Origin of the sequence: Micromonospora sp. NPDC005553 (assembly GCF_042871765.1) — a bacterium.
GTDB lineage: Bacteria > Actinomycetota > Actinomycetes > Mycobacteriales > Micromonosporaceae > Micromonospora.
On record NZ_JBIAJD010000003.1, the window covers coordinates 594,406 to 615,534 of the forward strand.

Genomic DNA, 21,129 nt, shown 5'->3' on the forward strand with positions numbered 1-21,129 from the left:
GTCGTCACCGGCCCAGCACGACACGGGCCATCCCGTCCAGCGCAGGGTTTCCCGCCTCCCAGTAGCCGGTGTGCCCGCCGCGGCCGCTGGGGAGCACCCGCCCGCCGAAGCCGGGATCGGCCGGGTCGTGACCGAACCACAGCTCGTGCCCCGTCCGGCCGGGCCAACTAAGCACGGCGGCGAGTGGTGCCGCGCCGAACAGGGCCCGCCGGCCCAGCTCGTCCGGTGACCGGGCCGCCCGGATCACGTCGTCCGGGGCGCTGCTCGCCCAGACCTCGCCGGGCGGCACGCCCAGCTCGGTGGCGTGCGACGCGCCGACACCGGGGGAGCCGACGAAGACCAGCGCGTCGGCGGCCAGGCCGTGCTCCCGGGCGGCAACACCCACCACCAGCGACCCGTAGCTGTGCCCGAGCACCGTCTGCCGGGCCGGCGGCCCGTCGTGGCTGACGCGCAGCCCTTCCTGGAAGCGGTGCAACGCCGGGCCGGCGTCCCGGGCCTGACCCGCCGAGGCGGCCTCGGTCAGCAGATCCGGAGCGTCGTAGTCCAACCAGAGCACCGCCGCGCTGCGCTCATCCGGGGCGAGCGCGGCGCACCGCTCCAGCACCCGGGCCGCCCTGCCCAGCTCGCCGGAGGCGTCGTCCAGGCCGGCGGTCATCCCCGGCACGTAGGTCAGCACCCGGTCGGCGTGGTCCGGGTCGCCGAGCGCCACCACCGCCCGGCCCTCACCCGCCGGGTCCACCCCGAGCAGGTACGCCCGCGGCGCCTCGCCGGCCGTCAGTCGGCCGACCAGCGCGTCCAGACCGGCCAGCCGCCCGGCCACCCCGCGCAACCGGATCAACGCGAGGGGCCCCGGCGGCACCTGGGACAGCAGCCGTCGCCGCTCGGCCAGCAACTCCGTACGCCAGGCGTCGAGCCGTAACCGGTTGGCCTGGTCCCGGGCGGCCACCGGCAGCCCGTCCAACCGGCCCACCAGGGCCGGCTCGCGAACGATCAGCCACCGTCGCTGCGCCGGCGTCAACCCGGCCCACCAGGCGCTGACCAGCGTGGGCGTGGCACCGAGAGCCGGTCGGCCCGGCGGGGGCGGGGACGCCCAACCGGTGCCGGCGGCCCTGGCCAGCTCATCCAACCGGTCCGCGGCGACCCGGTCCGCAGCGGCTGCCCCGTCGAGCGCGGCCCGCAGGGCCGCGGCCACTCCAGCCGCGGCGACCCCGGCCCGCTCGGTAGGTCGGTACCGGGCCGGATCGACCCGCACCGCACCCGAGCGGTCCACCAGCAGGCCGGCCGCATCGGCCTGGGCGACCGCCTGGGAGAGCCGCGCCTTCGCCACCGCCAGCCCACCGGCCAACTCCGCCAGCACCTGGTCGACCTCGATCAGCGCTGGTGCGATCGAGGCCAGCTCGTCACGCAGGCCGTTGAGGCGAGTGTCCGCCGCCGTGGCGGCCGTACCCGACCAACCGTCCCGCAACCGCCCGGTGGCCGCCCGCAGCTCGCCGAGGCGCCGATCGAGGGGCCTCGCCAACCCCGCCCACGCCGCCCCGGCGGCCCTCCACGCACCAGGATCGACAGCCCACAGCTGTCGGTAACCGACGCTGCTCACCGAGGTAGGGAGGCGAACCGGCCGGCGGCCCGGTCGTCCACCGTCTCGTACGCGTCGGCCGCCGCCCGGACGCCGCCGGAGGTCGCCGCGACCCGGTCACCCAGCCGGCAGAACCAGGCGTGCACGGCCGCCTCCAACCCGGCCAGCGCCGCGCCGGCTCGCCATTCGGGCGCCGCCACCACCAGCCCGGGCAACCCCGCGAGGCCCAACGCCAACCGGCGCGCCTCGTCGTCGAGCAGGCCGGCGACCGCCCGCAACTCCTCCGGCTGAACGGCGAACGGCTCGTCGGTCATGACCACACCCCCGTGGACGATCGGCATCGACGCGCTCACGCTAGGCACGTGCCGGAGCCCGCGCGGTGCCCTGTGGACAGCCGACGTCGAGGCGTACCCCGGGTGTCCACAGGCGTTGCCCAGCGCGAGCCCGACGGCTAATCTCCGGCCTCGACCGCCGGTAGGGTGGTGTGGTGATCGTCGCTGTCGGCATCGACGTGGTCCTGGTCGACCGGTTCGCCCGGGCCCTGGCACGGACGCCGCTGCTCGCCGACCGGCTCTTCACCGAGACCGAGCGGCACACCCGCTCCGGCAGCCCGCGCTCGCCCGAGTCGCTCGCCGCCCGGTTCGCCGCCAAGGAGGCGGTGGCCAAGGCCCTCGGCGCCCCGGCCGGGCTCAACTGGCACGACTGCGAGATCGTGCCCGACCCGGCCGGCCGCCCCTGGCTGGCCGTCTCCGGCACTGTCGCGGCGGTGGCCGACGCGCGCGGGGTCAACCACTGGCATCTCTCGTTGTCGCACGACGGCGGGATCGCGTCGGCGATGGTGGTCGCGGAACGATGACGTCGGCCGGGAGGGCCGGTCAGGTCCGCCCGCTAACTGAATGGGACACGGTGGCATGAGAGCGGTGTGGCGGGTGGCCGACGTACGGGCGGCCGAGGCGGGGTTGATGGGCACGCTGCCGGAGGGGACGCTGATGCAGCGGGCCGCCGCCGGCCTGGCCCGCCGGGCCGCGCTCCTGCTCGCCGAGCGGGGCGGAGTCTACGGGGGCCGGGTGCTGCTGCTGGTCGGCTCCGGTGACAACGGCGGCGACGCGCTGTACGCGGGGGAGCGGTTGGCCCGGCGAGGTGTCCACGTGTCCGCCCTGCTGCTCACCCCCGGGCGGGCGCACGCCGCCGGCCTGGCCGCGTTGCGAGCCGCTGGCGGCCGGCTGGTCCAGGACCCGGCCGGCCCTGTCGACCTGGTCCTCGACGGCATCGTCGGCATCGGTGGCACCGGTGGGCTACGGGCGAACGCGGACGAGGTGGTCCAGCGCCTCGGCGAGCTGCGCGGACGCGACGGGGGACGGGCCACGGTGCTGGCGGTCGACGTGCCCAGCGGGGTCGCGGTCGACACCGGCCACGTGCCGCTGTCCGCGTCCGGCCGGCCCACAGCGGTCCGCGCCGACGTGACGGTGGCCTTCGGCGCGCTGAAGCCCGCCCTGGTGGTCGGCCCGGCCGCCGCGCTGGCCGGGCAGGTCGAGCTTGTCGACATCGGGCTGCGGCCGTGGCTGCGCGGCACCCCGGCGCTGCGGGTCACCGAATGGTCCGACCTGCTCGACTGGTGGCCCCAGCTGGGCGCGGCGTCGGAGAAGTACACCCGGGGCGTGGTGGGGGTGGCGACCGGCTCGGCGACCTACCCCGGTGCGGCGGTGCTCTCCGTGGGCGGCGCCCTGGCCGGGCCCACCGGCCTGGTCCGCTACGCCGGCAGCGCCCGAGCCGAGGTGCTGCACCAGCACCCGTCGGTGATCGCCAGCGGGCGGGTCGCCGACGCGGGCCGGGTGCAGGCCTGGGTCTGCGGCTCCGGGCTGGGCACCGGCGCCGACGCGGCGGCTGAGCTGCGCGCCGTACTGGCCGCCCCGGTGCCGGTGGTGCTCGACGCCGACGCCCTGACCCTGCTGGTGGACGGCTCGCTCGCCGACCGGCTGCGGGGTCGGGACGCGCCCATCGTGGTCACCCCGCACGACCGCGAGTTCACCCGTCTCTGCGGGGAGGAGCCGGGCGCCGACCGGGTCGGCGCCGCGCTGCGGCTGGCCGCCTGGATGAACGCGGTGGTGCTGCTCAAGGGCGATCGCACGGTGATCGGCACGCCGGACGGTCGGGCGTACGTCAACCCGACCGGCACCCCGGCGCTGGCCACCGGCGGCACCGGCGACGTGTTGGCCGGGCTGCTCGGCTCGCTGCTGGCGGCCGGGGTACCCGCCGATCGGGCCGCCGCCTCGGCCGCGTACCTGCATGGTCTCGCCGGGCGTGAGGCGGCCCGGGGTGGCCCGGTGACCGCGCCCGACGTGGCGACCGCGCTGCGTCCGGTGCTGGCCCGGCTGGGCTGAACGGGACGGTTCGGGGCGCGCTGACCGGATCGCCGCGTCGGGACGTGCGTCGCCGCCCGCGGTGATCACGGCGGAAAGTAGGCTGGGTGCATGTGGCAGGCCGAGGTACGCGTCGATCTTGACGCCATCCGCGAGAACGTGAGCAGGCTCCGCTCCGGCACCACCGCCGAGCTGATGGCAGTGGTGAAGGCCGACGGGTACGGCCACGGCATGCTTCCGGCCGCCCGTGCGGCGCTCGACGCCGGCGCTGACTGGCTCGGTGTCTGCACCCTCGACGAGGCCCTCACCCTGCGGCGGGCCGGGGTGACGGTGCCGGTGCTGGCCTGGCTGCTCGCCCCCGGGTTGCCGCTGCACGAGGGGGTCAGCGCCGGGGTGGACCTGGGCGCGGCCAGCCTGACGCAACTGGACGAGATGATCGAGGCGAGTCGCCTCGCCGGGCGTCCCGCCCGCCTGCACCTCAAGATCGATACGGGGCTGTCCCGGGGCGGTGCGACAGTCGCCGACTGGCCCGCGCTGCTGGATGCCGCCGCGAAGGCGCAGGCCGACGGCCTGGTCGAGGTGGTCGGCGTGTGGAGCCACTTCGTGTACGCGGACTCGCCCGGCCACCCCACCACCGACCGCCAACTGGCCGTCTTCCATGAAGCGCTGGCCATGGTCGAGCGGGCCGGGCTGCGACCGCGCTGGCGGCACCTCGCCAACTCGGCCGCCACCCTCACCCGCCCGGACACCCACTTCGACCTGGTCCGCCCCGGCCTGGCCATCTACGGGCTGTCACCGGTGGCCGGCGAGACGTACGGGTTGCGGCCGGCGATGACCGCTCGCGCCCGGGTGATGCTCACCAAGCGGGTGCCCGCCGGCACCGGTATCTCCTACGGGCACGCCTACACCACGCAGGCCGACGCGAACCTGGCCGTGGTGCCGCTCGGGTACGCCGACGGGGTTCCCCGGCACGCGTCCAACACCGGCCCGGTCCAGCTCGGCGGCGTACGCCGGACGATATCGGGCCGGGTCTGCATGGACCAGTTCGTGCTCGACTGCGGGGACGACCCGGTGGCCGACGGCGACGTGGCGACGCTCTTCGGCAGCGGCGTCGACGGCGAACCGACGGCGGACGACTGGGCCGAGGCGGTCGGCACGATCAACTACGAGATCGTGACGCGGTTCGGCGGCACGCGGGTGCCCCGGGTCTACGACGGCGAGAAACCATGAGTTATCGCATTCCGCGTCCGCGGACGGCTGCGGGCCGGGTAGCGGGAATCGTCGGCGCGGCGGTCGGGGTGGCCGCGGCAGGTCTGGCGGCTGGCGTCGCGACCGAGCGGACCCTGGTCCGTCGGCTCAAGGCCGATCCGGCCGACCGCTACGCGCACGAGACGTTCGACAAGCAGCGGTACGACGAGGCGTTCCGCCTGGAGTTGCCGGACGGCACCGACATCCACGTCGAGGTGGTCGAGCCCACCCGGCCGGTGCCGGGGCACCCGACTGTGGTGCTGGTGCACGGCTTCTGCCTGGACATGGGGACGTTCCACTTCCAGCGCCAGATGCTCGCCGCCCGCGGTGACTACCGGATCGTGGCGTACGACCAGCCCGGTCACGGCCGGTCCGGCCGGCTGGAGACCGGGGAGTACGACCTCGCCGTGCTCGGCCGAACGCTGCGTCAGGTGATCGACCGAACCGCACCAGACGGGCCGCTGGTGCTGGTCGGCCACTCGATGGGCGGCATGACGATCATGGCGTTCGCTGAGTTGTTCGGAGAGCTGTTCGGTGACCGGGTGGTGGGCACCGTTCTGATGGCCACGTCGGGCGGGCTCATCGCGGAGACCAAGCTGGTCGCGCCCGCGCTGCTCGGCCGGGTCGGCGGCCCAGTGCTCTACATGGTCAGCAACGCCACCCGGTACGGCGGGCCGGTGATCGACAAGGCCCGCAAGTCTACGTCGAACGTGGCCTGGTTACTGACCCGCAAGTACGGCTTCGGCACCCGCAAGCCCAGCCCGTCGCTGGTGTCCTACGTGGAGACGATGAACTCCCGGACGTCGGCCGACACGGTGACCCGCTACCTGCGGACCCTGGCCACCCACTCGCGCTTCCCGGCGCTGGCGGCGCTGGCGGCGACTCCGGTGCTCGTGGTGGTCGGCGACAAGGACATGATCACGCCGGTGACCCACTCCGAGGAGATCGTCCGACGGTTGCCGCACGCCGAGTTCGTGAAGATCAAGGACAGCGGTCACGTGGTGATGTTGGAGCACGCGGACGAGGTCAACGCCGCCCTGGCGCGGTTCCTGGAGTCATTGCAGAGCGTGGAGGAACGGTGAGTCACGTCGTCAAGCTGCCGACCGTCGAAGACACTCGGGACTTCGGCCGGCGGCTGGCCGGGCTGCTGCGCGCCGGCGACCTGGTGCTGTTGACCGGCCCGTTGGGTGCCGGCAAGACCGCGCTCACCCAGGGCGTCGGGGCCGGGCTCGGTGTCCTCGGGGACATCACCTCACCGACCTTCGTGATCGCCCGGGTGCACCGCCCCGATCCGGCCCGGGGCGGCCGGGTGGCACTCGTGCACGCCGACGCGTACCGGTTGGGTGACGCCACCGACCCGCGCGCCGAGATCGACGACCTGGACCTCGACGCCTCGGTGGACGACTCGGTGACAGTGGTGGAGTGGGGCGAGGGCCTGGTGGAGCAGTTGGTGGACGCGCACCTACGGGTTCGCATCGACCGCCGCGACGACGACACCCGCATCGTCGAGCTGGACCCGATCGGCGGTGACTGGGCCCGGCGGCTCGCCGACCTGGGCTAGGTCGGTGGCTGTCGTACCCGATGCCTAGAGTGCGGGGGACCGACCCGCGCTGTGAGAGGTTCCCGATGCCCGACGACGCCCCCGCCCTGGATCTGCTGGCCCTGCTGCCGGAGCAGTGGCGCGCAGTGCTCACCCCGCACCTCGACCCGGCACGCACCGCCGCGCTTGGCGAGTTCGTCGCCCGGGAATACGCGACGCAGACGGTCTTTCCGCCGCAGGAGGATCTGTTCTCGGCATACCGGCTGTGCCCGCCGCAGGGCACCCGGGTGCTCATCCTCGGGCAGGATCCCTACCACCGGGCCGGGCAGGCTCACGGGTTGAGCTTCAGCGTCCGCGACGGTGTGACGGTGCCGCCGTCGTTGCGCAACGTCTTCAAGGAGCTGGGCGAGGACGTGGGCGTCCCCAAGCCGCGCAGCGGCAACCTCGACGGGTGGGCCGCCCAGGGGGTGCTGCTGCTCAACGCGGTGCTGACCGTCCGGCAGGCCACCCCGGGCTCGCACGCCAACGCCGGCTGGGAAGAGTTCACCGACGCGACGATCCGGGCACTGGACGCGGCACCGGACCGGGTGGTCTTCCTGCTCTGGGGCGGCTACGCCCGCAAGAAGGCCGCGCTGGTCACCAACCCGCAGCACGTGGTGCTGGAGGCGGGTCACCCCAGCCCGATGAACCCGCGCGGCTTCCTCGGCAGCCGCCCGTTCAGCGCCGCCAACAAGGCACTCGCCGACGCCGGCCTGCCCACCATCGATTGGGAGCGCACCGCCGGCTGAGCCGCTCGTCAACGTTGCACCGCCGGGCCGGCAGTTGACTCAGCTGTCGCTGGCCAACTGCCGGTTGCGGTAGCGGCGTAACAGTCCGGCGGCGCGCGGCTCGCTGAGTTCCAGCTCGACGAGCGGCACCACCTGGTAGATCCTTTCGCCGTGGCGCACCTCGATCGTCTCGGGCAGCTCGTCGCACATCGTGGCCCTGATCTCCCCGTACCGGGTCGACCACCGGTGTTCGCCCGGTTCCTCGGGCTCCAACCACACCCCGCCGAACTCACCCCAGCGGTCGTTCCACCGCTGCCCGTAGTTCGTCTCCAGCCAGCGGGTGAACGGTGTGGAGTCCTGCCAACGCAGGGCGATCTCCAGCGCGTCGACCGGCACCGGCGCGCCCTGTAGTAACGCCGCTGTGCAACCGGTGATCACCTGTGGGAAGTCGGTGAGCCGGTCCAGCAGCCGATCCAGCCCCAACCCGTCGATCCGCTCGGCGATCGGCCGGGCGGTCAAGCCGTCGATCTGGGCGTCGAGGTGCGCGTCCAACGGCTCGACTCCGACGACCAACTGCACGTCCATCGCGGCAAACAGCCGTTCCAGCACCGGGATCGTCGGCGCTCGCTCACCACGTTCGAACCGGGCCACCGCGGCCTGGTCGACCTCGGCCAACGCGGCCAACTGACGTTGGCTCAGGTCGCGCAGCTGTCGCTGATGCCGCGCGGCAGCACCGAGCAGGGTGACAAGGCGAGTCGATGACATCCCGGCATCGTGGACCACGGGCGAGATGCCCGCGATCCCGCTGCGGCAGGTCGGCGACTTGCGGCGCGATCCGCGCTCCCCAAGAAGCTGACCGCGCCGCCCCCACATTGCCCACCCCGCCGCAGACTGCCTGCCGCTGTTGGCCGCCAAGCCCAACGGCTAGCCAGGGACGAGCGCTGGAACCACTTCCCCCGATGAGCGTGACGTCTGTGAGTCATCACGATGACTCACAGACATCACGCTCATCGGAGTGAAGCCCGCCAGGCCATGCGCTCGGCGGGTCAGGGGTCCGTTGCGGCGGCCGGTGAGGGTGGGATAGACGCGTTCGCCGTCGGGCGCGGGGTGGGCCGGCAGGGGGCGAGCCGAGGCGGGGTGGGACGCGAGGCGGCGTGGGGCGGCGCGAGACGAAGGGCGAACGCGGGCGGCGGGGCGGGGCAAGGTCCGGGCGAGAGCGAGCGGGCGGGCGAGGTCGGGGCGAGAGGCGCAGGCCGGTGGCTGGCGGGGCAAGGTCGGTACAAGGTCCGGGCGGCGGGCGGCGGGCGGCGGGCGGTGGGGGGCGAAGGCGGGTGGCGGGGCGGGGCAAGGTCGGTGCATGGTCCGGGCGAGAGAGGGCGGGGCGGGCGAGGTCGGGGCGAGGGGCGAAGGGGGGTGGCGGGGCGGGGCGTGACCGGGGTGCTGGGCGGGGCGGCTAGGCTGGCTTACCGTGCTCGTACTCGTGGTGGACAGCTCGACCCCCGCGGTCACCGCGGCGCTGGTGGAGATCTCGGCAGACGGCGTGGCGTCGCGGGCGCACCGGTGCACGGTCGATGCCCGCGCGCACGGTGAGCTGCTCGCGCCCCAGGTGGATGCGGTCCTCGCCGACGCTGACGCGCGCCCGCGTGACCTGGCGGCCATCGTCGCTGGGCTCGGCCCGGGTCCGTTCACCGGGCTACGGGTCGGCCTGGTCACCGCCGCGACGATGGGTCAGGTGCTGGGGATCCCCACGTACGGTGTCTGTTCGCTGGACGCCATCGGTTACCCGGCGGCATCCGGCACGCCGGTCCTGGCCGCCAGCGACGCCCGGCGCAAGGAGCTCTACTGGGCCGTCTACGACGGCGCCGGCCAGCGGATCGTCGGGCCCGAGGTGTCCGCGCCGGCGGTCGCCGCCGCGCGGGCCCGCGAACTGGGCGCGACGATCGCGGTCGGTGACGGAGCGCACCGGTACGCAGACGTCCTGGACCTGCCCGTTCGGGTCGAGCCGCGCTATCCGGACGCGACAGTGCTGGCGTTGCTCGCCGCCGAGCGGATCCGGGCGGGGGCGTCCAGTGAGCGGCTCACTCCGCTCTACCTGCGTCGCCCCGACGCGGTGGCGGCGACCGGCCGCAAACCGGTCCTGCCATGACCGTGGTACGGCTCGAACCGTTCCGCTGGTGGCACATCGACGACGTGCTGCCGATCGAGGCGGACCTCTTCGGCGCTGAGAAGTGGTCGCCAGCCATGTTCTGGAGCGAGCTTGCCAACGGGCACCACTACCGGGTCGCCGTCGACGCGGACGGGTCGGTGCTCGGCTACGCCGGGCTCGCCGGCGTTCCGCCGGACGAGGTGTGGGTACAGAACATCGCCGTCCGCCGGGACGCCCAGCGGCGCGGCGTAGGCCGTGCCCTGCTGGAGGAGTTGCTCGCCGAGGCGGTCCGGCGCGACGCCAGCAGCACCCTGCTGGAGGTCGCCGTGGACAACGCCGCAGCTCAGCGGCTCTACGCGACGTACGGTTTCGAGCCGATCGGGGTGCGGCGCGGCTACTACCAACCGAGCAACACAGACGCGCTGGTCATGCGGCGCGACGCCGAGCCGACCGGGAACGGACCACACGACAATGGCTGACGAACCACTGATCCTGGGTATCGAGACCTCCTGCGACGAGACCGGTGTCGGCATCGTGCGGGGGCACACCCTGCTGGCCGACGCGCTCGCCTCCAGCGTCGAGGAACACGCCCGGTTCGGGGGTGTGGTACCGGAGGTGGCCAGTCGGGCTCACCTGGAGGCCATCGTGCCGACCATGGACCGGGCCCTGACCGAGGCCGGCGTCACGCTGGCCGACATCGACGCGATCGCTGTCACCTCGGGGCCGGGGCTGGCCGGTGCGTTGCTGGTCGGCGTCGCTGCCGCCAAGGGGTACGCGGTCGCCGCCGAGAAGCCCGTCTACGGCGTCAACCACCTCGCCGCCCACGTCGCGGTGGACACCCTTGAGCACGGCCCACTGCCCGAACCCGCCATCGCGCTCCTGGTGTCCGGCGGGCACTCGTCCCTACTGCTCGTGGACGACCTGGCCCGGGGTGTCACCCCGCTCGGCGCCACCATCGACGACGCGGCCGGGGAAGCGTTCGACAAGGTCGCCCGGCTGCTCGGGTTGCCGTTCCCGGGAGGTCCGCCCATCGACCGGGAGGCCCGGGCCGGCGATGCCGCCTCGATCGCCTTCCCCCGCGGTCTGACCGCTGCGAAGGATCTCGCCGCCCACCGGTACGACTTTTCGTTCTCGGGCCTGAAGACGGCGGTGGCCCGGTGGGTCGAGGCCCGTCAACGTGCCGGTGAGGCGGTTCCGGTGGCCGACGTGGCCGCGTCCTTCCAGGAGGCGGTCTGTGACGTCCTGACCAGCAAGGCGCTCGCCGCCTGCCGGGCGCAGGGCATCGAGACCCTGGTCATCGGCGGGGGAGTGGCGGCGAACTCCCGGCTGCGGGCGATGGCCGAGCAGCGAGCCGAGAAGTACGGCATCCGGGTCCGGGTACCCCGGCCGAAGCTGTGCACCGACAACGGCGCGATGGTGGCCGCGCTCGGTTCGCACCTGGTCGCCGCCGGGGTCGCTCCGAGCCGACTGGACCTGCCAGCCGATTCGGCGCTGCCGTTGACCACGGTCAGCGTGTGACGGGGGCGGCGGACATGATCGTGCGGATGTGGGAGGCGCGCGCCGAGGCGTACGGAGTCGCCGACCTGATCACCTGGGTGTGCGACACCGCCCTGCCCGAGTTGGAGCACGACCCGCTCCACGTCTCCAGCGAGGTCTTCTCCTCTACCGACCACCGGGTGGTGGTGATCTCCAAGTGGCGCAGCAGCCCTCGCCCGCTGCCGGACCCGCCAGCCCTGCTGGTGGCCCGCGCCCCGCACTCCTGGGACTTCACCCAGGTGGACCGGTAACGCGAGCCACCATCCAGGCCGCTGGCTGATCGCTCAGCTGCGGCGCAACATCCGGTAGGTGGCGATTCCGCCGGTGCCCAGCGCGGCGAGGAAGACCAGCCACACGACGGTGCTGCTGACTCCGGGCTGCGGGCCGGCGTTCGCCCCGGCGGCGGCCAGCAGGCCGTCCTGGCCGGGGGCGGGCAGCGCGGCCGGCGGCAGTTCGGGCCACCGAACCAGTCCGGTGGACTCCAGCATCTGCATGTGATGCGTGACGAAGCCGGTGGCGTCCTCGCAGAGCTTGCGGACGGTGGCGTCCCGGGTGCTGGCCCGTACTGCGCTGATCACCGGGAGAATGCCGCCATGAGCGACCCGGAGGCGGGTCACGAAGATCTGGTCGAACCGGGCGCCGGAGGCGTCCTTCATCTCCGTCAGCCAGCCCTTTTGTTGGGCTGTCGGCTCGCTCGGGATGCTCGCGCCCAGCTTGTTGGCCGCCTCCACGACGAGTTCGTCGAGCCGCTGGTGCTCGCTGGCGATGCCGGCGCCGATCTCCCGTACCTTGGCCGACTGTCCCTTTTCGGCGGCCATCTGGCCGGCCGGCATCTCCCACAGCCCGGCCAACCGCACCCCGTTGAGCAGTGTCATGTCGGCGGCGTTGAGCTGTCGCCCGCCGGCGGGTGCGGCGACGGCCACGCCGGGCAGGACACCGACCCCCGCGATGACCGCGATGAGCAGCATCGCCGCTCGGTGGGTCCGGGTGCCCAGTCGGCGATGGGCGGATCTGAGCGGTGCCATGTCTGTGGTGCCTCCTCGGTCCGGACCGGAACGCGTTCGGACCGGGCAGCCGTACCATGCCGGTTGCCCGTCCGCCCACTGGTACGGACTGATCGCGCGATAAGTTCATCGCGAAGCGAGCCGGATCAGCGGGTGACAGCGAGCAGGTCGACACCCACGCCGGACAGCGGACGGATCAGCCCACGTCGAGGGGGTCCGCGAGGAGTCGTTCGAAGGCCAACTCGGCGGCCCCGATCAGGGGGGCGTCCGCGCCCAGCTTGGGCGTGCGCAGCCGGACGTGCTCCAGGCAGGCTCCGAGCGCGTTGGAGTTGAGCCGGCTGCGGATCTGGGCCGCCGCCGCGAGGTAGAGGTCGCGCATGGTGCCGCCGAAGATGACCATTTCGGGGTTGAAGATGTTCACCAGGTTGGCGACGCCGAAGCCGAGCCAGTCGCCGGCCTGGCGGACCGCCGTCTGGGCCCGGGCGTCGCCCCGGTCGGCGGCGTCGAAGACGGCCAGCAGGGCGTCGCGACCCCGGGCGTCGGAACGTCCGGCAGCGCGCAGCAGACCGTGCTCGCCGATCTCGGTCTCCCAGCAACCCCGGGAGCCGCACTCACAGGGCCGGCCGTCGCGGACCACCTTCATGTGGCCGACCTCGCCGCCGTACCCACCGTGCCCGGTCAGCCGACGTCCACCGGCGATGATGCCGGCACCCACGCCGACGTCACCGTACAGGTAGAGAACGTTGTCGCAACCGGCCGCAACACCCCGTGCGTGCTCGGCGAACGCGGCGACGTCCGCCACGTTGCCCACCGTGACCGGTACGTCGATGCCCAACTCGTCGGCGAGGGCCGAGCCGATCGGCTCGTCCACCCAGCCGGTGGTGGGGCCGAGCCGGACCAGGCCGTCGTCCCGGCGGACCATGCCGCAGACGGCGACGCCGGCGCCGACGCAGATCGCGTCGGCCGGCACCAGCTGCTGCATTTCCTTGACCGCGCCGGCCAGCAGCGGCGCGGCCTCCGCGGCCAGCAGACCGCGCGGCCGGTCCAGGTCCCGGCGGTCCAGGACCGCGCCACCCAGCCCGATCCGGGCGGCGCGCAGCCGGTCCACCTCCACCGAGTACGCGTACGCGTAGACCCGCGCCGACTCGGGCCGGACGACCAGTGACGGTCGTCCGGCCCGGCCGGTCTCCTTCGGTGCCCCTTCGCTGACCAGCCCTACTGCGGACAGGTCGGCGGTGAGCGCGCCGATGGTGCTGCGGTTGAGGCCCAGCGTGGTGGTCAGTTCGGCACGGGTGGTCGCCCCGTGGACGTGCACGTGTCGCAGCAGGGCACCGAGGTTCTGCCGTCGTACGTCATCCTGGCTCGGTCCTGGGCGCATGCTGGTGCCACCTCCCGCGCGGTCAGCGGGTGCCGGTGGCTGCCGCGCGGCGGCGGGAGAGCGCGTCGACGCTGGCCGCGAGCAGCAGTACGACACCGGTGACCACGTACTTGACTCCCGCGGTGTATCCCATCAGGCCCATTCCGTTCTCGATGACAGCGACCACCGCGCCGCCGAGCACGGCGTCGAAGACGCGGCCCTTGCCACCGAACAGGCTGGTGCCGCCGATCACCGCTGCGCCCACCGCGTAGAGCAGTACGTTACTGCCCCCGGTGTTCGGGTCGACCGAGTTGGCCCGGCTGGCCGCCACGATGCCACCAATGGCGGCCATGGACGAGCAGATCACGAAGACCGAGATCCGGATCCGGTCGACGCCGATGCCGGCTCGGCGGGCGGCTTCCCGGTTGCCGCCCACGGCGTAGATGTGCCGGCCGTAGCTGGTGCGCTGCAGCACGAAGGTCCAGATGACCAGCAGCACCGCGATGATCGGCACCACGATCGGCACACCCTTGAGCGAGACGATGAGGACGTTGCGGCTGCGCTCCAGGTTGAGCACGTACACAGCGGTGCCGAGGATGACGGCGAGCCCGCCGATCCGCAGCGCCACCACCGCGAGCGGGTCGGTGATCAGACCACGTGCCGCCCGGTTGCGGTGGCGTAGCAGTTGCACCGCCGCGTAGCCCACGACGGCGACGGCGGTCAGCGCCCAGCCCAGCGCGGGGGCGAGGTTGCGGTTGGCGATGGCGACCAGCACCTCGTCGCGGACGGAGATGTTGGTGCCCTCCTGCACGAGCATCAACACGACGCCCTGGAAGGCGAGGAAGCCGGCGAGGGTGACCACGAAGGACGGAATGCCGATCTTCGCGACGAGCATGCCGAGCGTGGTGCCGATGACCACGCCGGTGGCGACCGCGGCGAGCACCGCGACCCACCAGGGGTAGCCGAGCACTGTGACCACATTGGCCAGCACCGCAGCACAGACGCCGCTGGCGAAGCCGGCGGAGAGGTCGATCTCGCCGAGCAGCAGCACGAAGACCAGGCCCATCGCGATCAGCGTGACCGCCGCGCCCTGGGTGAAGAGGTTGGCGAAGTTGCCGGCCGACAGAAACGACGACGGCCGCATGATCCCGAAGACGGTGCAGAGCACGATCAGGCCGAGCACGGCTGGCAGCGCGCCGACGTCGCCACCGCGCACGCGACTCAGGTAGTTGCGGACGTGGCCTCCGACGGTCGGCGGGGGTGTGACGGCCGCGGGGCCGTCCTTCCGCACGGCGGTGGTGGTCATCGGACGCCTCCTGAGATCGAGTCGGCCGCCTGCGGGCCGTCGCCGTTGCTGCCCGGGTCGGTGGCGAGGCCGAGCCCGCCCGAGCGCCCGGCGGTGATCAGCTCGACCACCTGGGCGTGGGTGATGTCGGTGGTCTTCACCTGGGCGACCATCTGGCCGAGGTACAGCGCGGCGATCCGGTCGGAGACGGCGAAGACGTCGTTCATGTTGTGCGAGATGAGCACCACGGCCAGGCCGTTGTCGGCGAGGCGGCGGACCAGTTCGAGCACCTGGGCGGTCTGTGCCACGCCGAGCGCCGCGGTCGGCTCGTCCAGGATGACGAGCTTGCTGTTCCAGAGCACCGCCTTGGCGATGGCCACGGTCTGGCGCTGCCCGCCGGAGAGGCTGGACACGTGCTGACGAAGTGAGGTGACGGTGCGGATGGAGAGCCCTGCCAGGGTTTCGGCGGCGAGCTGTTCCATTGTCGGCTCGTCGAGGACGATGCCGCTGCGCCTCTCCCGACCGAGGAACATGTTCTGCACGATGTCCAGGTTGTCGCAGAGCGCGAGGTCCTGGTAGACGACCTCGATGCCGAGGGCGGCGGCGTCGCGGGGGCTGCCGATGTGCACCGGTTCACCGTTGAACAGGAACTCTCCGGCGTCGGTGGGGTGGATGCCGCTGATGCACTTCACCAGGGTCGACTTGCCGGCGCCGTTGTCGCCGACCAGTGCGGTCACCTCGCCTGGGTGGACGGTCAGTGCGACGTCGCGGAGCACCTGGACGGGACCGAAGCTCTTGTCGATCCCGCGGAGTTCCAGCAGGGGGGTCGCGGACACGGGGGTCTCCTTCTTAAGGGAGGGTCGGGGCCCGTCCGGCGGGCGCCGCCCGGCACGGGAGGGTGCTCCCGTGCCGGGCGGCGGTGGTCGTTCCGGCGGGTACTGCGGCGTCGGTCAGCTGATGCCGGCTTCGGCGCAGAACTTGGCGTACGCCGCGGTGCAGACCTGCTCCTTGGTCGCGTAGCCGTCGGCGATGACGTCCTTGACGTTGTCCTTGTAGATGGCCTTCGGGGTGAGCAGCACCGAGGGGACGTCGCGGTCACCGTCCTTCACCGACTGGCCGGTGTCCTTCTTCTCGCCCTTGGCCAGCGCGATGGCCAGGTCCGCGGCGGCCTTGGCCTCTTCCCGGACTGCCTTGTAGACGGTCATGCACTGGTCACCGGCGAGGATGTTCTGCAGGCCCTCCACGCTGGCGTCCTGCCCGGTCACCGGCACCTTGCCGTTGATCTTGTTCTTCTTCAGGATCGAGATGGCGGCGTTGCCGAGAGTGTCGTTGGCGGCCAGCACACCGTCGATCTTGCCCTTGGTCGCGGTGAGCTGCTGCTCGAAGATGGTCGCGGCGGTGGGGCCGTCCCAGCCCGGCACGGCGTCGTCCGGGCCCTTGGTGTATTCCTTGGAGTCGAACTTCGGCTTGAGCACCGAGTCGTATCCGGCCTTGAACAGGGTGGCGTTGTTGTCGGTGGGGGAGCCGTTCAGGTATGCCACGACCGGGTTCTTGGCGTTCTTCTCGGTCAGGCACTTCGCCAGACCCTCGCCCTGGAGCTTGCCGACGGTCTCGTTGTCGAAGCTGACGTAGTACTGGGCGGAGCCGCCGAGGGTGAGCCGGTCGTAGTCGATGGTGGCGATGCCCTGCGACTTGGCCTTGTCGAGCACGGCCTTGCCGGTGCCGGAGTCCAGGTTGACGATCATCAGGGCGGTGACGCCGCCGGTGATCATCTGGTCGGCGATGGTCTGGAAGGCGGCCTTGTCGTTCTGGGCGTTCTGAATGTCGGACTGGACGCCGGCGGCCTTGAACGCCTCCTCCAGGAAGCGGCGGTCCGCCGTCTCCCAGCGGGGGGAGGACTTGCTGTCCGGAAGGATCACGCCGATCTTGGGGGTCTTTTTGGAGTCGGTCGAGCCGGTGCCGGAGTCGTCGCCACAGGCGGTCAAGCCGCCGGTCGCGAGCAGGCCCACGGCGGCGATGGTGAGGATCCCCTTACGCATGTGCAGGGTCCTTTCGGAGGTGGGGGAGGTGTTGTTTTGTTGTGTCCGGCAACGTATTTCGCGTCACACCGGCTCCACAAGACCGCGCAGGTGCATAGTTTGTTGGGAGCGATAACAATTCAGCAACGCGACTGTTACTCCGCGGGTATCCCACGGGGGAGTCGACGTAACGACTGTCGTCAGTGGGTCTGCAACGGCGCGGTGCGGGCGTCGGTCAGCGCCACCAGATCCGCCGCGGCCAGTTCGAGTTGCAGACCGCGCCGACCAGCCGAGACGTAGATCGTCGGGAGATCCAGCGCGGATTCGTCCAGCACGATGGGCAACCGTCGACGCTGCCCGAGCGGGCTGATCCCACCGCGTACGTAACCGGTGGCCCGCTCGGCGACCGCCCGGTCGGCCAACGCCGCCCGCTTACCGCCGACCGCAGCTGCGAGAGCCTTCAGATCCAACTCGCCGGTGACCGGAACGACCGCCACGGTGAGCGCGCCGTCGACGTCGGTCACCAGAGACTTGAACACGCGCTCCGGTGCCACGCCGAGCGCCACCGCCACCAACGCGCCGTAGTTCGGGGCGTCCGGCGCCACCCGGTACGGATGGGTGCGATGCGCGATGCCGCGCTTGACCAACAGTGCCGTTGCCGGCGTGCCCTGTCCCGCCACGGCGACGACGCTAGTCGACCGGCCGGCCGATCAGCACCGTCGGTGCGCCGCCGACCCGGGTGAGCACCAGACTCGCCGCCGCGTCCCCAGCCAGCCGCAGGTCCCGCCGGAGCTGCTCCGGGGTGAGCGCCGAACCCCGCTTCAGGATCTCCACCCGGCCCACCCGGCGGTCGCGCAGCAGCGCCCGCAGGCGCTTGAGCGAGAACGGCAACACGTCGGTGATCTCCAGGCAGCGCGCGTACGGGGTGCGGACCGGCTGGTCGGCGTAGAGGTAGGCGATGCTCGGATCGCCCAGGTTGGCGTCCAGTTCGCTGGCCAGTTCGGCCACAAGGTGCGCGCGCACCACCGCCGGGTCCGGGTCGTACAGGTAGCGACGCGGCGGCCCGACCGGTGCCTCGGCGGCGCCCGAGCCGGTGAGCTGGTGGCTGTGGGCCTCGGCGCCCCGCTGGCGGTAGAGGGTGGCGCGACGGGGCACCTCCGCCAGCTCACCGCACCAGAGCGCGGCCTCGACCAGGTCGCCGTCCACGCCGACCCACTCGGCCTCCGCCCCGGCCGGGATGAGCGCGTGGTCGAGGCCCGGCGCGACCTTCACCACGGTGCGCGGCACCCGCTCGGCCAACCCGGTCACGAAGTCCCACGGTGGCGAGTAGGCGCGCGGGTCGAAGATCCGCCGCCCGGTGCCGGTGGTGCGGCGGGCCGGATCGCAGAAGACCCCGTCGACCAGTGACACGTCGAACCCGGTCGCGTCGCCGCACTCGACGGTGAACAGCTCGGCCAGCCCGGCCGCCTCGGCGTTGGCGGCGGCCATCGCCGCGGTCACCGGGTCGGCCTCCACCCCGTACACCCGGATGCCGGCGCGGGCGGCGGCCAGCGCGTCGGCCCCGAGCCCGCACCCGAGATCGGCCAGGGTCCGCACGCCGGCCGCGTGCAACCGGGCGGCTCGACGGTCGGCGACCACCCGGCGGGTTGCCTGCTCCAGGCCGGGGCGGGTGAGGAACATCCCAGCGGCGGCCGAGCCGAACTTGCCGACCGCCCGGTGGCGCAACTCGGCCTGGGTCAACGCCGCCGCGGCCAACGTCGGCGGCACCCCGGTCGCGCGCAGGGCCGACGCCGCGACCAGTGGATCACCGCCGGCCAGGTCGGCCGCCGCGGTGAGCGCGGCCGACCCCTCAGGGGTACGCAGCGCCGCCAGCTGATCGAGATCCACCCAGCCATTGTCCCGTCCGACTCGGAAAACTTGGCTGGCGGGGCGCGACGCGCTGGCACTCTCCTTGACGGAGTGCTAGCCACGGAATAACCTGCGATTAGCACTCTCGCCCTGAGGGTGCCAGCTTCCGGGTCTCACGACCCGGGTGCGCACGCCAGGCGGACCGGCACCCGCGACGACGGCCCCGCCCGGTGGCATGAGGCAGATTGACGATGGTCAGCCCCGCTGGCCAGCAACGAAACCAGTACCCCAGGAGGGTATGCCCGTGACTACCGCGACCAAGGTTGCTATCAAGCCGCTCGAGGACCGCATCGTGGTCCAGGCGAACGAGGCTGAGACCACCACGGCGTCGGGCATCGTGATCCCCGACACCGCCAAGGAGAAGCCGCAGGAGGGCACTGTCCTCGCTGTCGGCCCGGGCCGCGTCGACGACAACGGCAACCGGGTTCCGGTTGACGTGCAGGTCGGCGACACCGTCCTTTACTCGAAGTACGGCGGCACCGAGGTCAAGTACGCCGGCGAGGAGTACCTGGTGCTCTCCGCCCGCGACGTCCTCGCGGTCATCGAGAAGTAAGCAACCGATCAGTGCCACTGCCCCGGTCCGGCTCGCCGGGCCGGGGCAGTGGCACTTCGAAGGGACATTAATGGCGAAGATCCTGAGCTTTTCGGACGACGCCCGGCACCTGCTGGAGCACGGTGTCAACGCCCTCGCGGACGTGGTCAAGGTCACCCTCGGCCCGCGCGGGCGCAACGTCGTCCTGGACAAGAAATTCGGTGCGCCGACGATCACCAACGATGGTGTGACCATCGCCAAGGAGATCGAGCTCACCAACCCGTACGAGAACCTTGGCGCGCAGCTTGTCAAGGAGGTGGCGACCAAGACCAACGACGTCGCCGGTGACGGCACCACCACCGCGACCGTGCTGGCCCAGGCGATGGTTCGCGAGGGTCTGCGCAACGTGACCGCCGGGACCAACCCGGCCGGCCTCAAGCGGGGCATCGACGCGGCGGCCGCCAAGGTCTCCGAGGCGCTGCTCGGCAAGGCCGCCGAGGTCACCAGCAAGGAGTCGATCGCGAACGTGGCGACGATCTCCGCGCAGGACGCCACGATCGGCGACCTGATCGCCGAGGCGATGGAGCGGGTCGGCCGCGACGGTGTCATCACCGTCGAGGAAGGCTCCATGCTCACCACCGAACTGGACGTGACCGAGGGTCTCCAGTTCGACAAGGGCTTCATCTCGCCGAACTTCGTCACCGACCTGGAGAGCCAGGAGTCCGTCCTTGAGGACGCGTACATCCTGGTCACCACCCAGAAGATCTCGGCGATCGAAGAGCTGCTGCCGCTGCTGGAGAAGATCCTGCAGAACAGCAAGCCCCTGCTGATCATCGCCGAGGACGTGGACGGTCAGGCGCTCTCCACCCTGGTGGTCAACTCGCTGCGCAAGACCCTCAAGGTCTGCGCGGTCAAGGCCCCGGGCTTCGGTGACCGGCGCAAGGCAATGCTCCAGGACATCGCGATCTCCACGGGCGCCGAGCTGGTCGCCCCGGAGCTGGGCTACAAGCTCGACCAGGTCGGCCTGGAGGTGCTCGGCACCGCCCGGCGCGTCGTGGTCGACAAGGAGAACACCACGATCGTCGACGGCGGTGGCCAGAAGGCCGACGTCACCGACCGGGTCTCCCAGATCCGCAAGGAGATCGAGGCCTCCGACTCCGACTGGGACCGGGAGAAGCTGGCCGAGCGGCTGGCGAAGCTCTCCGGTGGCATCGCCGTCATCAAGGCCGGCGCGGCGACCGAGGTCGAGATGAAGGAGCGCAAGCACCGCATCGAGGACGCCATCGCGGCGACCAAGGCTGCGGTCGAGGAGGGCACTGTGCCCGGCGGCGGCGCCGCCCTGGTGCAGATCCGCTCGGTGCTCGACGACGACCTGGGCTTCACCGGTGACGAGAAGGTCGGTGTCTCGGTCGTGCGCAAGGCGCTCGTCGAGCCGCTGCGCTGGATCGCCCAGAACGCCGGTCACGACGGCTACGTCGTGACGCAGAAGGTCGCCGACCTCAAGTGGGGCAACGGCCTCGACGCCGCCAAGGGCGAGTACGTCGACCTGGTCAAGGCCGGCATCATCGACCCGGTGAAGGTGACCCGCAACGCGGTCACCAACGCCGCCTCGATCGCCGGTCTGCTGCTCACCACGGAGAGCCTCGTGGTGGAGAAGCCGGAGCAGGCCGAGCCGGCCGCCGGCGGCGGGCACGGCCACGGTCACGGCCACCAGCACGGTCCGGGCTTCTGATCCGGTAGCGACACCCGTTCCGGGGCGCACCGCCGTCAGGCGGTGCGCCCCGGGCTCGTTCCTGCGGGCTGCCAGGTCATTACCGAACGCTGACGTTGTTGGCGACCGGGCGAGATGATC

At 72.2% G+C, this 21,129-nt stretch carries 22 protein-coding genes; 12 read left to right on the plus strand and 10 right to left on the minus strand.

The features are described from left to right. Positions 1 to 4 precede the first annotated feature (4 nt). The gene (locus ACFYPG_RS15315; protein ID WP_387352361.1) at positions 5 to 1,519 is read right to left on the minus strand and encodes an alpha/beta hydrolase; all 1,515 of its coding nucleotides are present in this window, start codon (positions 1,517 to 1,519) and stop codon (positions 5 to 7) included. Between the two features lie 74 nt (positions 1,520 to 1,593). Next, positions 1,594 to 1,890, minus strand: a complete 297-nt coding sequence (locus ACFYPG_RS15320; protein WP_355009650.1) for a hypothetical protein — start codon at positions 1,888 to 1,890, stop codon at positions 1,594 to 1,596. A gap of 173 nt (positions 1,891 to 2,063) precedes the next feature. On the opposite strand from ACFYPG_RS15320, the gene ACFYPG_RS15325 reads away from it, so the two are divergent. From ACFYPG_RS15325 to ung, 6 genes are all read left to right on the plus strand, one after another. Further along, on the plus strand, positions 2,064 to 2,432 hold the full coding sequence (locus tag ACFYPG_RS15325) for a holo-ACP synthase (protein WP_387352363.1): 369 nt from the start codon (positions 2,064 to 2,066) through the stop codon (positions 2,430 to 2,432). 55 nt (positions 2,433 to 2,487) lie between these two features. Beyond that, on the plus strand, positions 2,488 to 3,957 hold the full coding sequence (locus tag ACFYPG_RS15330; RefSeq protein ID WP_387352365.1) for an NAD(P)H-hydrate dehydratase: 1,470 nt from the start codon (positions 2,488 to 2,490) through the stop codon (positions 3,955 to 3,957). Between the two features lie 90 nt (positions 3,958 to 4,047). Continuing rightward, positions 4,048 to 5,166 (plus strand): alanine racemase, encoded by a 1,119-nt coding sequence (gene alr, locus ACFYPG_RS15335; protein WP_355009653.1) that lies wholly within the window; start codon positions 4,048 to 4,050, stop codon positions 5,164 to 5,166. Beyond that, on the plus strand, positions 5,163 to 6,266 hold the full coding sequence (locus ACFYPG_RS15340) for an alpha/beta hydrolase (protein ID WP_355009654.1): 1,104 nt from the start codon (positions 5,163 to 5,165) through the stop codon (positions 6,264 to 6,266). Before alr ends, ACFYPG_RS15340 begins: the two co-directional genes overlap by 4 nt. After that, entirely contained in the window at positions 6,263 to 6,745 is a 483-nt protein-coding gene (gene tsaE / locus ACFYPG_RS15345; RefSeq protein ID WP_238687793.1) for a tRNA (adenosine(37)-N6)-threonylcarbamoyltransferase complex ATPase subunit type 1 TsaE, read from the plus strand. Before ACFYPG_RS15340 ends, tsaE begins: the two co-directional genes overlap by 4 nt. Positions 6,746 to 6,810: 65 nt before the next feature. After that, entirely contained in the window at positions 6,811 to 7,512 is a 702-nt protein-coding gene (gene ung / locus ACFYPG_RS15350; protein WP_355009655.1) for a uracil-DNA glycosylase, read from the plus strand. Between the two features lie 39 nt (positions 7,513 to 7,551). On the opposite strand, the gene ACFYPG_RS15355 is transcribed toward ung, so the two are convergent. Next, complete coding sequence (locus tag ACFYPG_RS15355; protein ID WP_387352368.1) at positions 7,552 to 8,256, minus strand: helix-turn-helix domain-containing protein; 705 nt, start codon at positions 8,254 to 8,256, stop codon at positions 7,552 to 7,554. Between the two features lie 703 nt (positions 8,257 to 8,959). Here ACFYPG_RS15355 and tsaB point away from each other — a divergent pair. From tsaB to ACFYPG_RS15375, 4 genes are read left to right on the plus strand one after another with little or no spacing between them, the layout of a single operon-like run. After that, positions 8,960 to 9,637, plus strand: a complete 678-nt coding sequence (tsaB, locus tag ACFYPG_RS15360; RefSeq protein ID WP_387352370.1) for a tRNA (adenosine(37)-N6)-threonylcarbamoyltransferase complex dimerization subunit type 1 TsaB — start codon at positions 8,960 to 8,962, stop codon at positions 9,635 to 9,637. Beyond that, positions 9,634 to 10,116: a ribosomal protein S18-alanine N-acetyltransferase gene (gene rimI, locus ACFYPG_RS15365; RefSeq protein WP_355009658.1), complete on the plus strand. Its 483-nt coding sequence runs from the start codon at positions 9,634 to 9,636 to the stop codon at positions 10,114 to 10,116. The genes tsaB and rimI overlap by 4 nt, the downstream gene beginning before the upstream one ends. Then, entirely contained in the window at positions 10,109 to 11,155 is a 1,047-nt protein-coding gene (gene tsaD / locus ACFYPG_RS15370) for a tRNA (adenosine(37)-N6)-threonylcarbamoyltransferase complex transferase subunit TsaD (RefSeq protein WP_387352372.1), read from the plus strand. Before rimI ends, tsaD begins: the two co-directional genes overlap by 8 nt. A gap of 14 nt (positions 11,156 to 11,169) precedes the next feature. Further along, positions 11,170 to 11,424: a hypothetical protein gene (locus ACFYPG_RS15375; protein ID WP_039906914.1), complete on the plus strand. Its 255-nt coding sequence runs from the start codon at positions 11,170 to 11,172 to the stop codon at positions 11,422 to 11,424. Between the two features lie 33 nt (positions 11,425 to 11,457). Here ACFYPG_RS15375 and ACFYPG_RS15380 read toward each other — a convergent pair whose 3' ends face one another. The 7 genes from ACFYPG_RS15380 to ACFYPG_RS15410 all read right to left on the minus strand — a co-directional run bounded on the left by ACFYPG_RS15380 (position 11,458) and on the right by ACFYPG_RS15410 (position 18,724). Further along, positions 11,458 to 12,198, minus strand: coding sequence for a DUF4142 domain-containing protein (locus ACFYPG_RS15380; protein ID WP_355009660.1), 741 nt, complete (start codon positions 12,196 to 12,198; stop codon positions 11,458 to 11,460). Between the two features lie 175 nt (positions 12,199 to 12,373). Continuing rightward, a complete protein-coding gene (locus tag ACFYPG_RS15385) occupies positions 12,374 to 13,555 on the minus strand; it encodes an ROK family protein (protein ID WP_088950177.1) in 1,182 nt (393 codons plus the stop codon). 22 nt (positions 13,556 to 13,577) lie between these two features. Then, positions 13,578 to 14,840 (minus strand): ABC transporter permease, encoded by a 1,263-nt coding sequence (locus tag ACFYPG_RS15390; RefSeq protein WP_355009661.1) that lies wholly within the window; start codon positions 14,838 to 14,840, stop codon positions 13,578 to 13,580. After that, positions 14,837 to 15,655 (minus strand): ATP-binding cassette domain-containing protein, encoded by an 819-nt coding sequence (locus ACFYPG_RS15395; RefSeq protein ID WP_354980022.1) that lies wholly within the window; start codon positions 15,653 to 15,655, stop codon positions 14,837 to 14,839. The genes ACFYPG_RS15390 and ACFYPG_RS15395 overlap by 4 nt, the downstream gene beginning before the upstream one ends. Positions 15,656 to 15,769: 114 nt before the next feature. Further along, on the minus strand, positions 15,770 to 16,858 hold the full coding sequence (locus tag ACFYPG_RS15400; protein WP_355009662.1) for a substrate-binding domain-containing protein: 1,089 nt from the start codon (positions 16,856 to 16,858) through the stop codon (positions 15,770 to 15,772). A gap of 179 nt (positions 16,859 to 17,037) precedes the next feature. Continuing rightward, positions 17,038 to 17,517 carry a Cys-tRNA(Pro) deacylase gene (gene ybaK, locus ACFYPG_RS15405; protein WP_387352375.1) on the minus strand — a complete coding sequence of 160 codons (480 nt, stop codon included), beginning with the start codon at positions 17,515 to 17,517 and terminating at the stop codon, positions 17,038 to 17,040. 10 nt (positions 17,518 to 17,527) lie between these two features. After that, on the minus strand, positions 17,528 to 18,724 hold the full coding sequence (locus ACFYPG_RS15410) for a methyltransferase domain-containing protein (RefSeq protein WP_387352376.1): 1,197 nt from the start codon (positions 18,722 to 18,724) through the stop codon (positions 17,528 to 17,530). A 259-nt stretch (positions 18,725 to 18,983) separates the two neighbouring features. On the opposite strand from ACFYPG_RS15410, the gene groES reads away from it, so the two are divergent. Both groES and groL read left to right on the plus strand, forming a co-directional pair. Then, complete coding sequence (gene groES / locus ACFYPG_RS15415) at positions 18,984 to 19,298, plus strand: co-chaperone GroES (RefSeq protein ID WP_030330046.1); 315 nt, start codon at positions 18,984 to 18,986, stop codon at positions 19,296 to 19,298. Positions 19,299 to 19,368: 70 nt separating this feature from the next. Next, on the plus strand, positions 19,369 to 21,009 hold the full coding sequence (groL, locus tag ACFYPG_RS15420) for a chaperonin GroEL (protein WP_355009665.1): 1,641 nt from the start codon (positions 19,369 to 19,371) through the stop codon (positions 21,007 to 21,009). Positions 21,010 to 21,129 lie beyond the last annotated feature (120 nt).

Excerpts from the sequence above, each read along its gene's own strand:
- rimI (WP_355009658.1), top strand. The coding sequence starts at position 9,634 with ATGACCGTGGTACGGCTCGAACCGTTCCGCTGGTGGCACATCGACGAC.
- ACFYPG_RS15355 (WP_387352368.1), bottom strand. The coding sequence starts at position 8,256 with ATGTCATCGACTCGCCTTGTCACCCTGCTCGGTGCTGCCGCGCGGCAT.
- ACFYPG_RS15330 (WP_387352365.1), top strand. The coding sequence starts at position 2,488 with ATGAGAGCGGTGTGGCGGGTGGCCGACGTACGGGCGGCCGAGGCGGGG.
- ACFYPG_RS15385 (WP_088950177.1), bottom strand. The coding sequence starts at position 13,555 with ATGCGCCCAGGACCGAGCCAGGATGACGTACGACGGCAGAACCTCGGT.
- ACFYPG_RS15390 (WP_355009661.1), bottom strand. The coding sequence starts at position 14,840 with ATGACCACCACCGCCGTGCGGAAGGACGGCCCCGCGGCCGTCACACCC.
- ung (WP_355009655.1), top strand. The coding sequence starts at position 6,811 with ATGCCCGACGACGCCCCCGCCCTGGATCTGCTGGCCCTGCTGCCGGAG.
- ACFYPG_RS15320 (WP_355009650.1), bottom strand. The coding sequence starts at position 1,890 with ATGACCGACGAGCCGTTCGCCGTTCAGCCGGAGGAGTTGCGGGCGGTC.
- ACFYPG_RS15380 (WP_355009660.1), bottom strand. The coding sequence starts at position 12,198 with ATGGCACCGCTCAGATCCGCCCATCGCCGACTGGGCACCCGGACCCAC.
- groES (WP_030330046.1), top strand. The coding sequence starts at position 18,984 with ATGCCCGTGACTACCGCGACCAAGGTTGCTATCAAGCCGCTCGAGGAC.
- ACFYPG_RS15340 (WP_355009654.1), top strand. The coding sequence starts at position 5,163 with ATGAGTTATCGCATTCCGCGTCCGCGGACGGCTGCGGGCCGGGTAGCG.
- tsaD (WP_387352372.1), top strand. The coding sequence starts at position 10,109 with ATGGCTGACGAACCACTGATCCTGGGTATCGAGACCTCCTGCGACGAG.
- ACFYPG_RS15375 (WP_039906914.1), top strand. The coding sequence starts at position 11,170 with ATGATCGTGCGGATGTGGGAGGCGCGCGCCGAGGCGTACGGAGTCGCC.
- groL (WP_355009665.1), top strand. The coding sequence starts at position 19,369 with ATGGCGAAGATCCTGAGCTTTTCGGACGACGCCCGGCACCTGCTGGAG.
- ACFYPG_RS15400 (WP_355009662.1), bottom strand. The coding sequence starts at position 16,858 with ATGCGTAAGGGGATCCTCACCATCGCCGCCGTGGGCCTGCTCGCGACC.
- alr (WP_355009653.1), top strand. The coding sequence starts at position 4,048 with ATGTGGCAGGCCGAGGTACGCGTCGATCTTGACGCCATCCGCGAGAAC.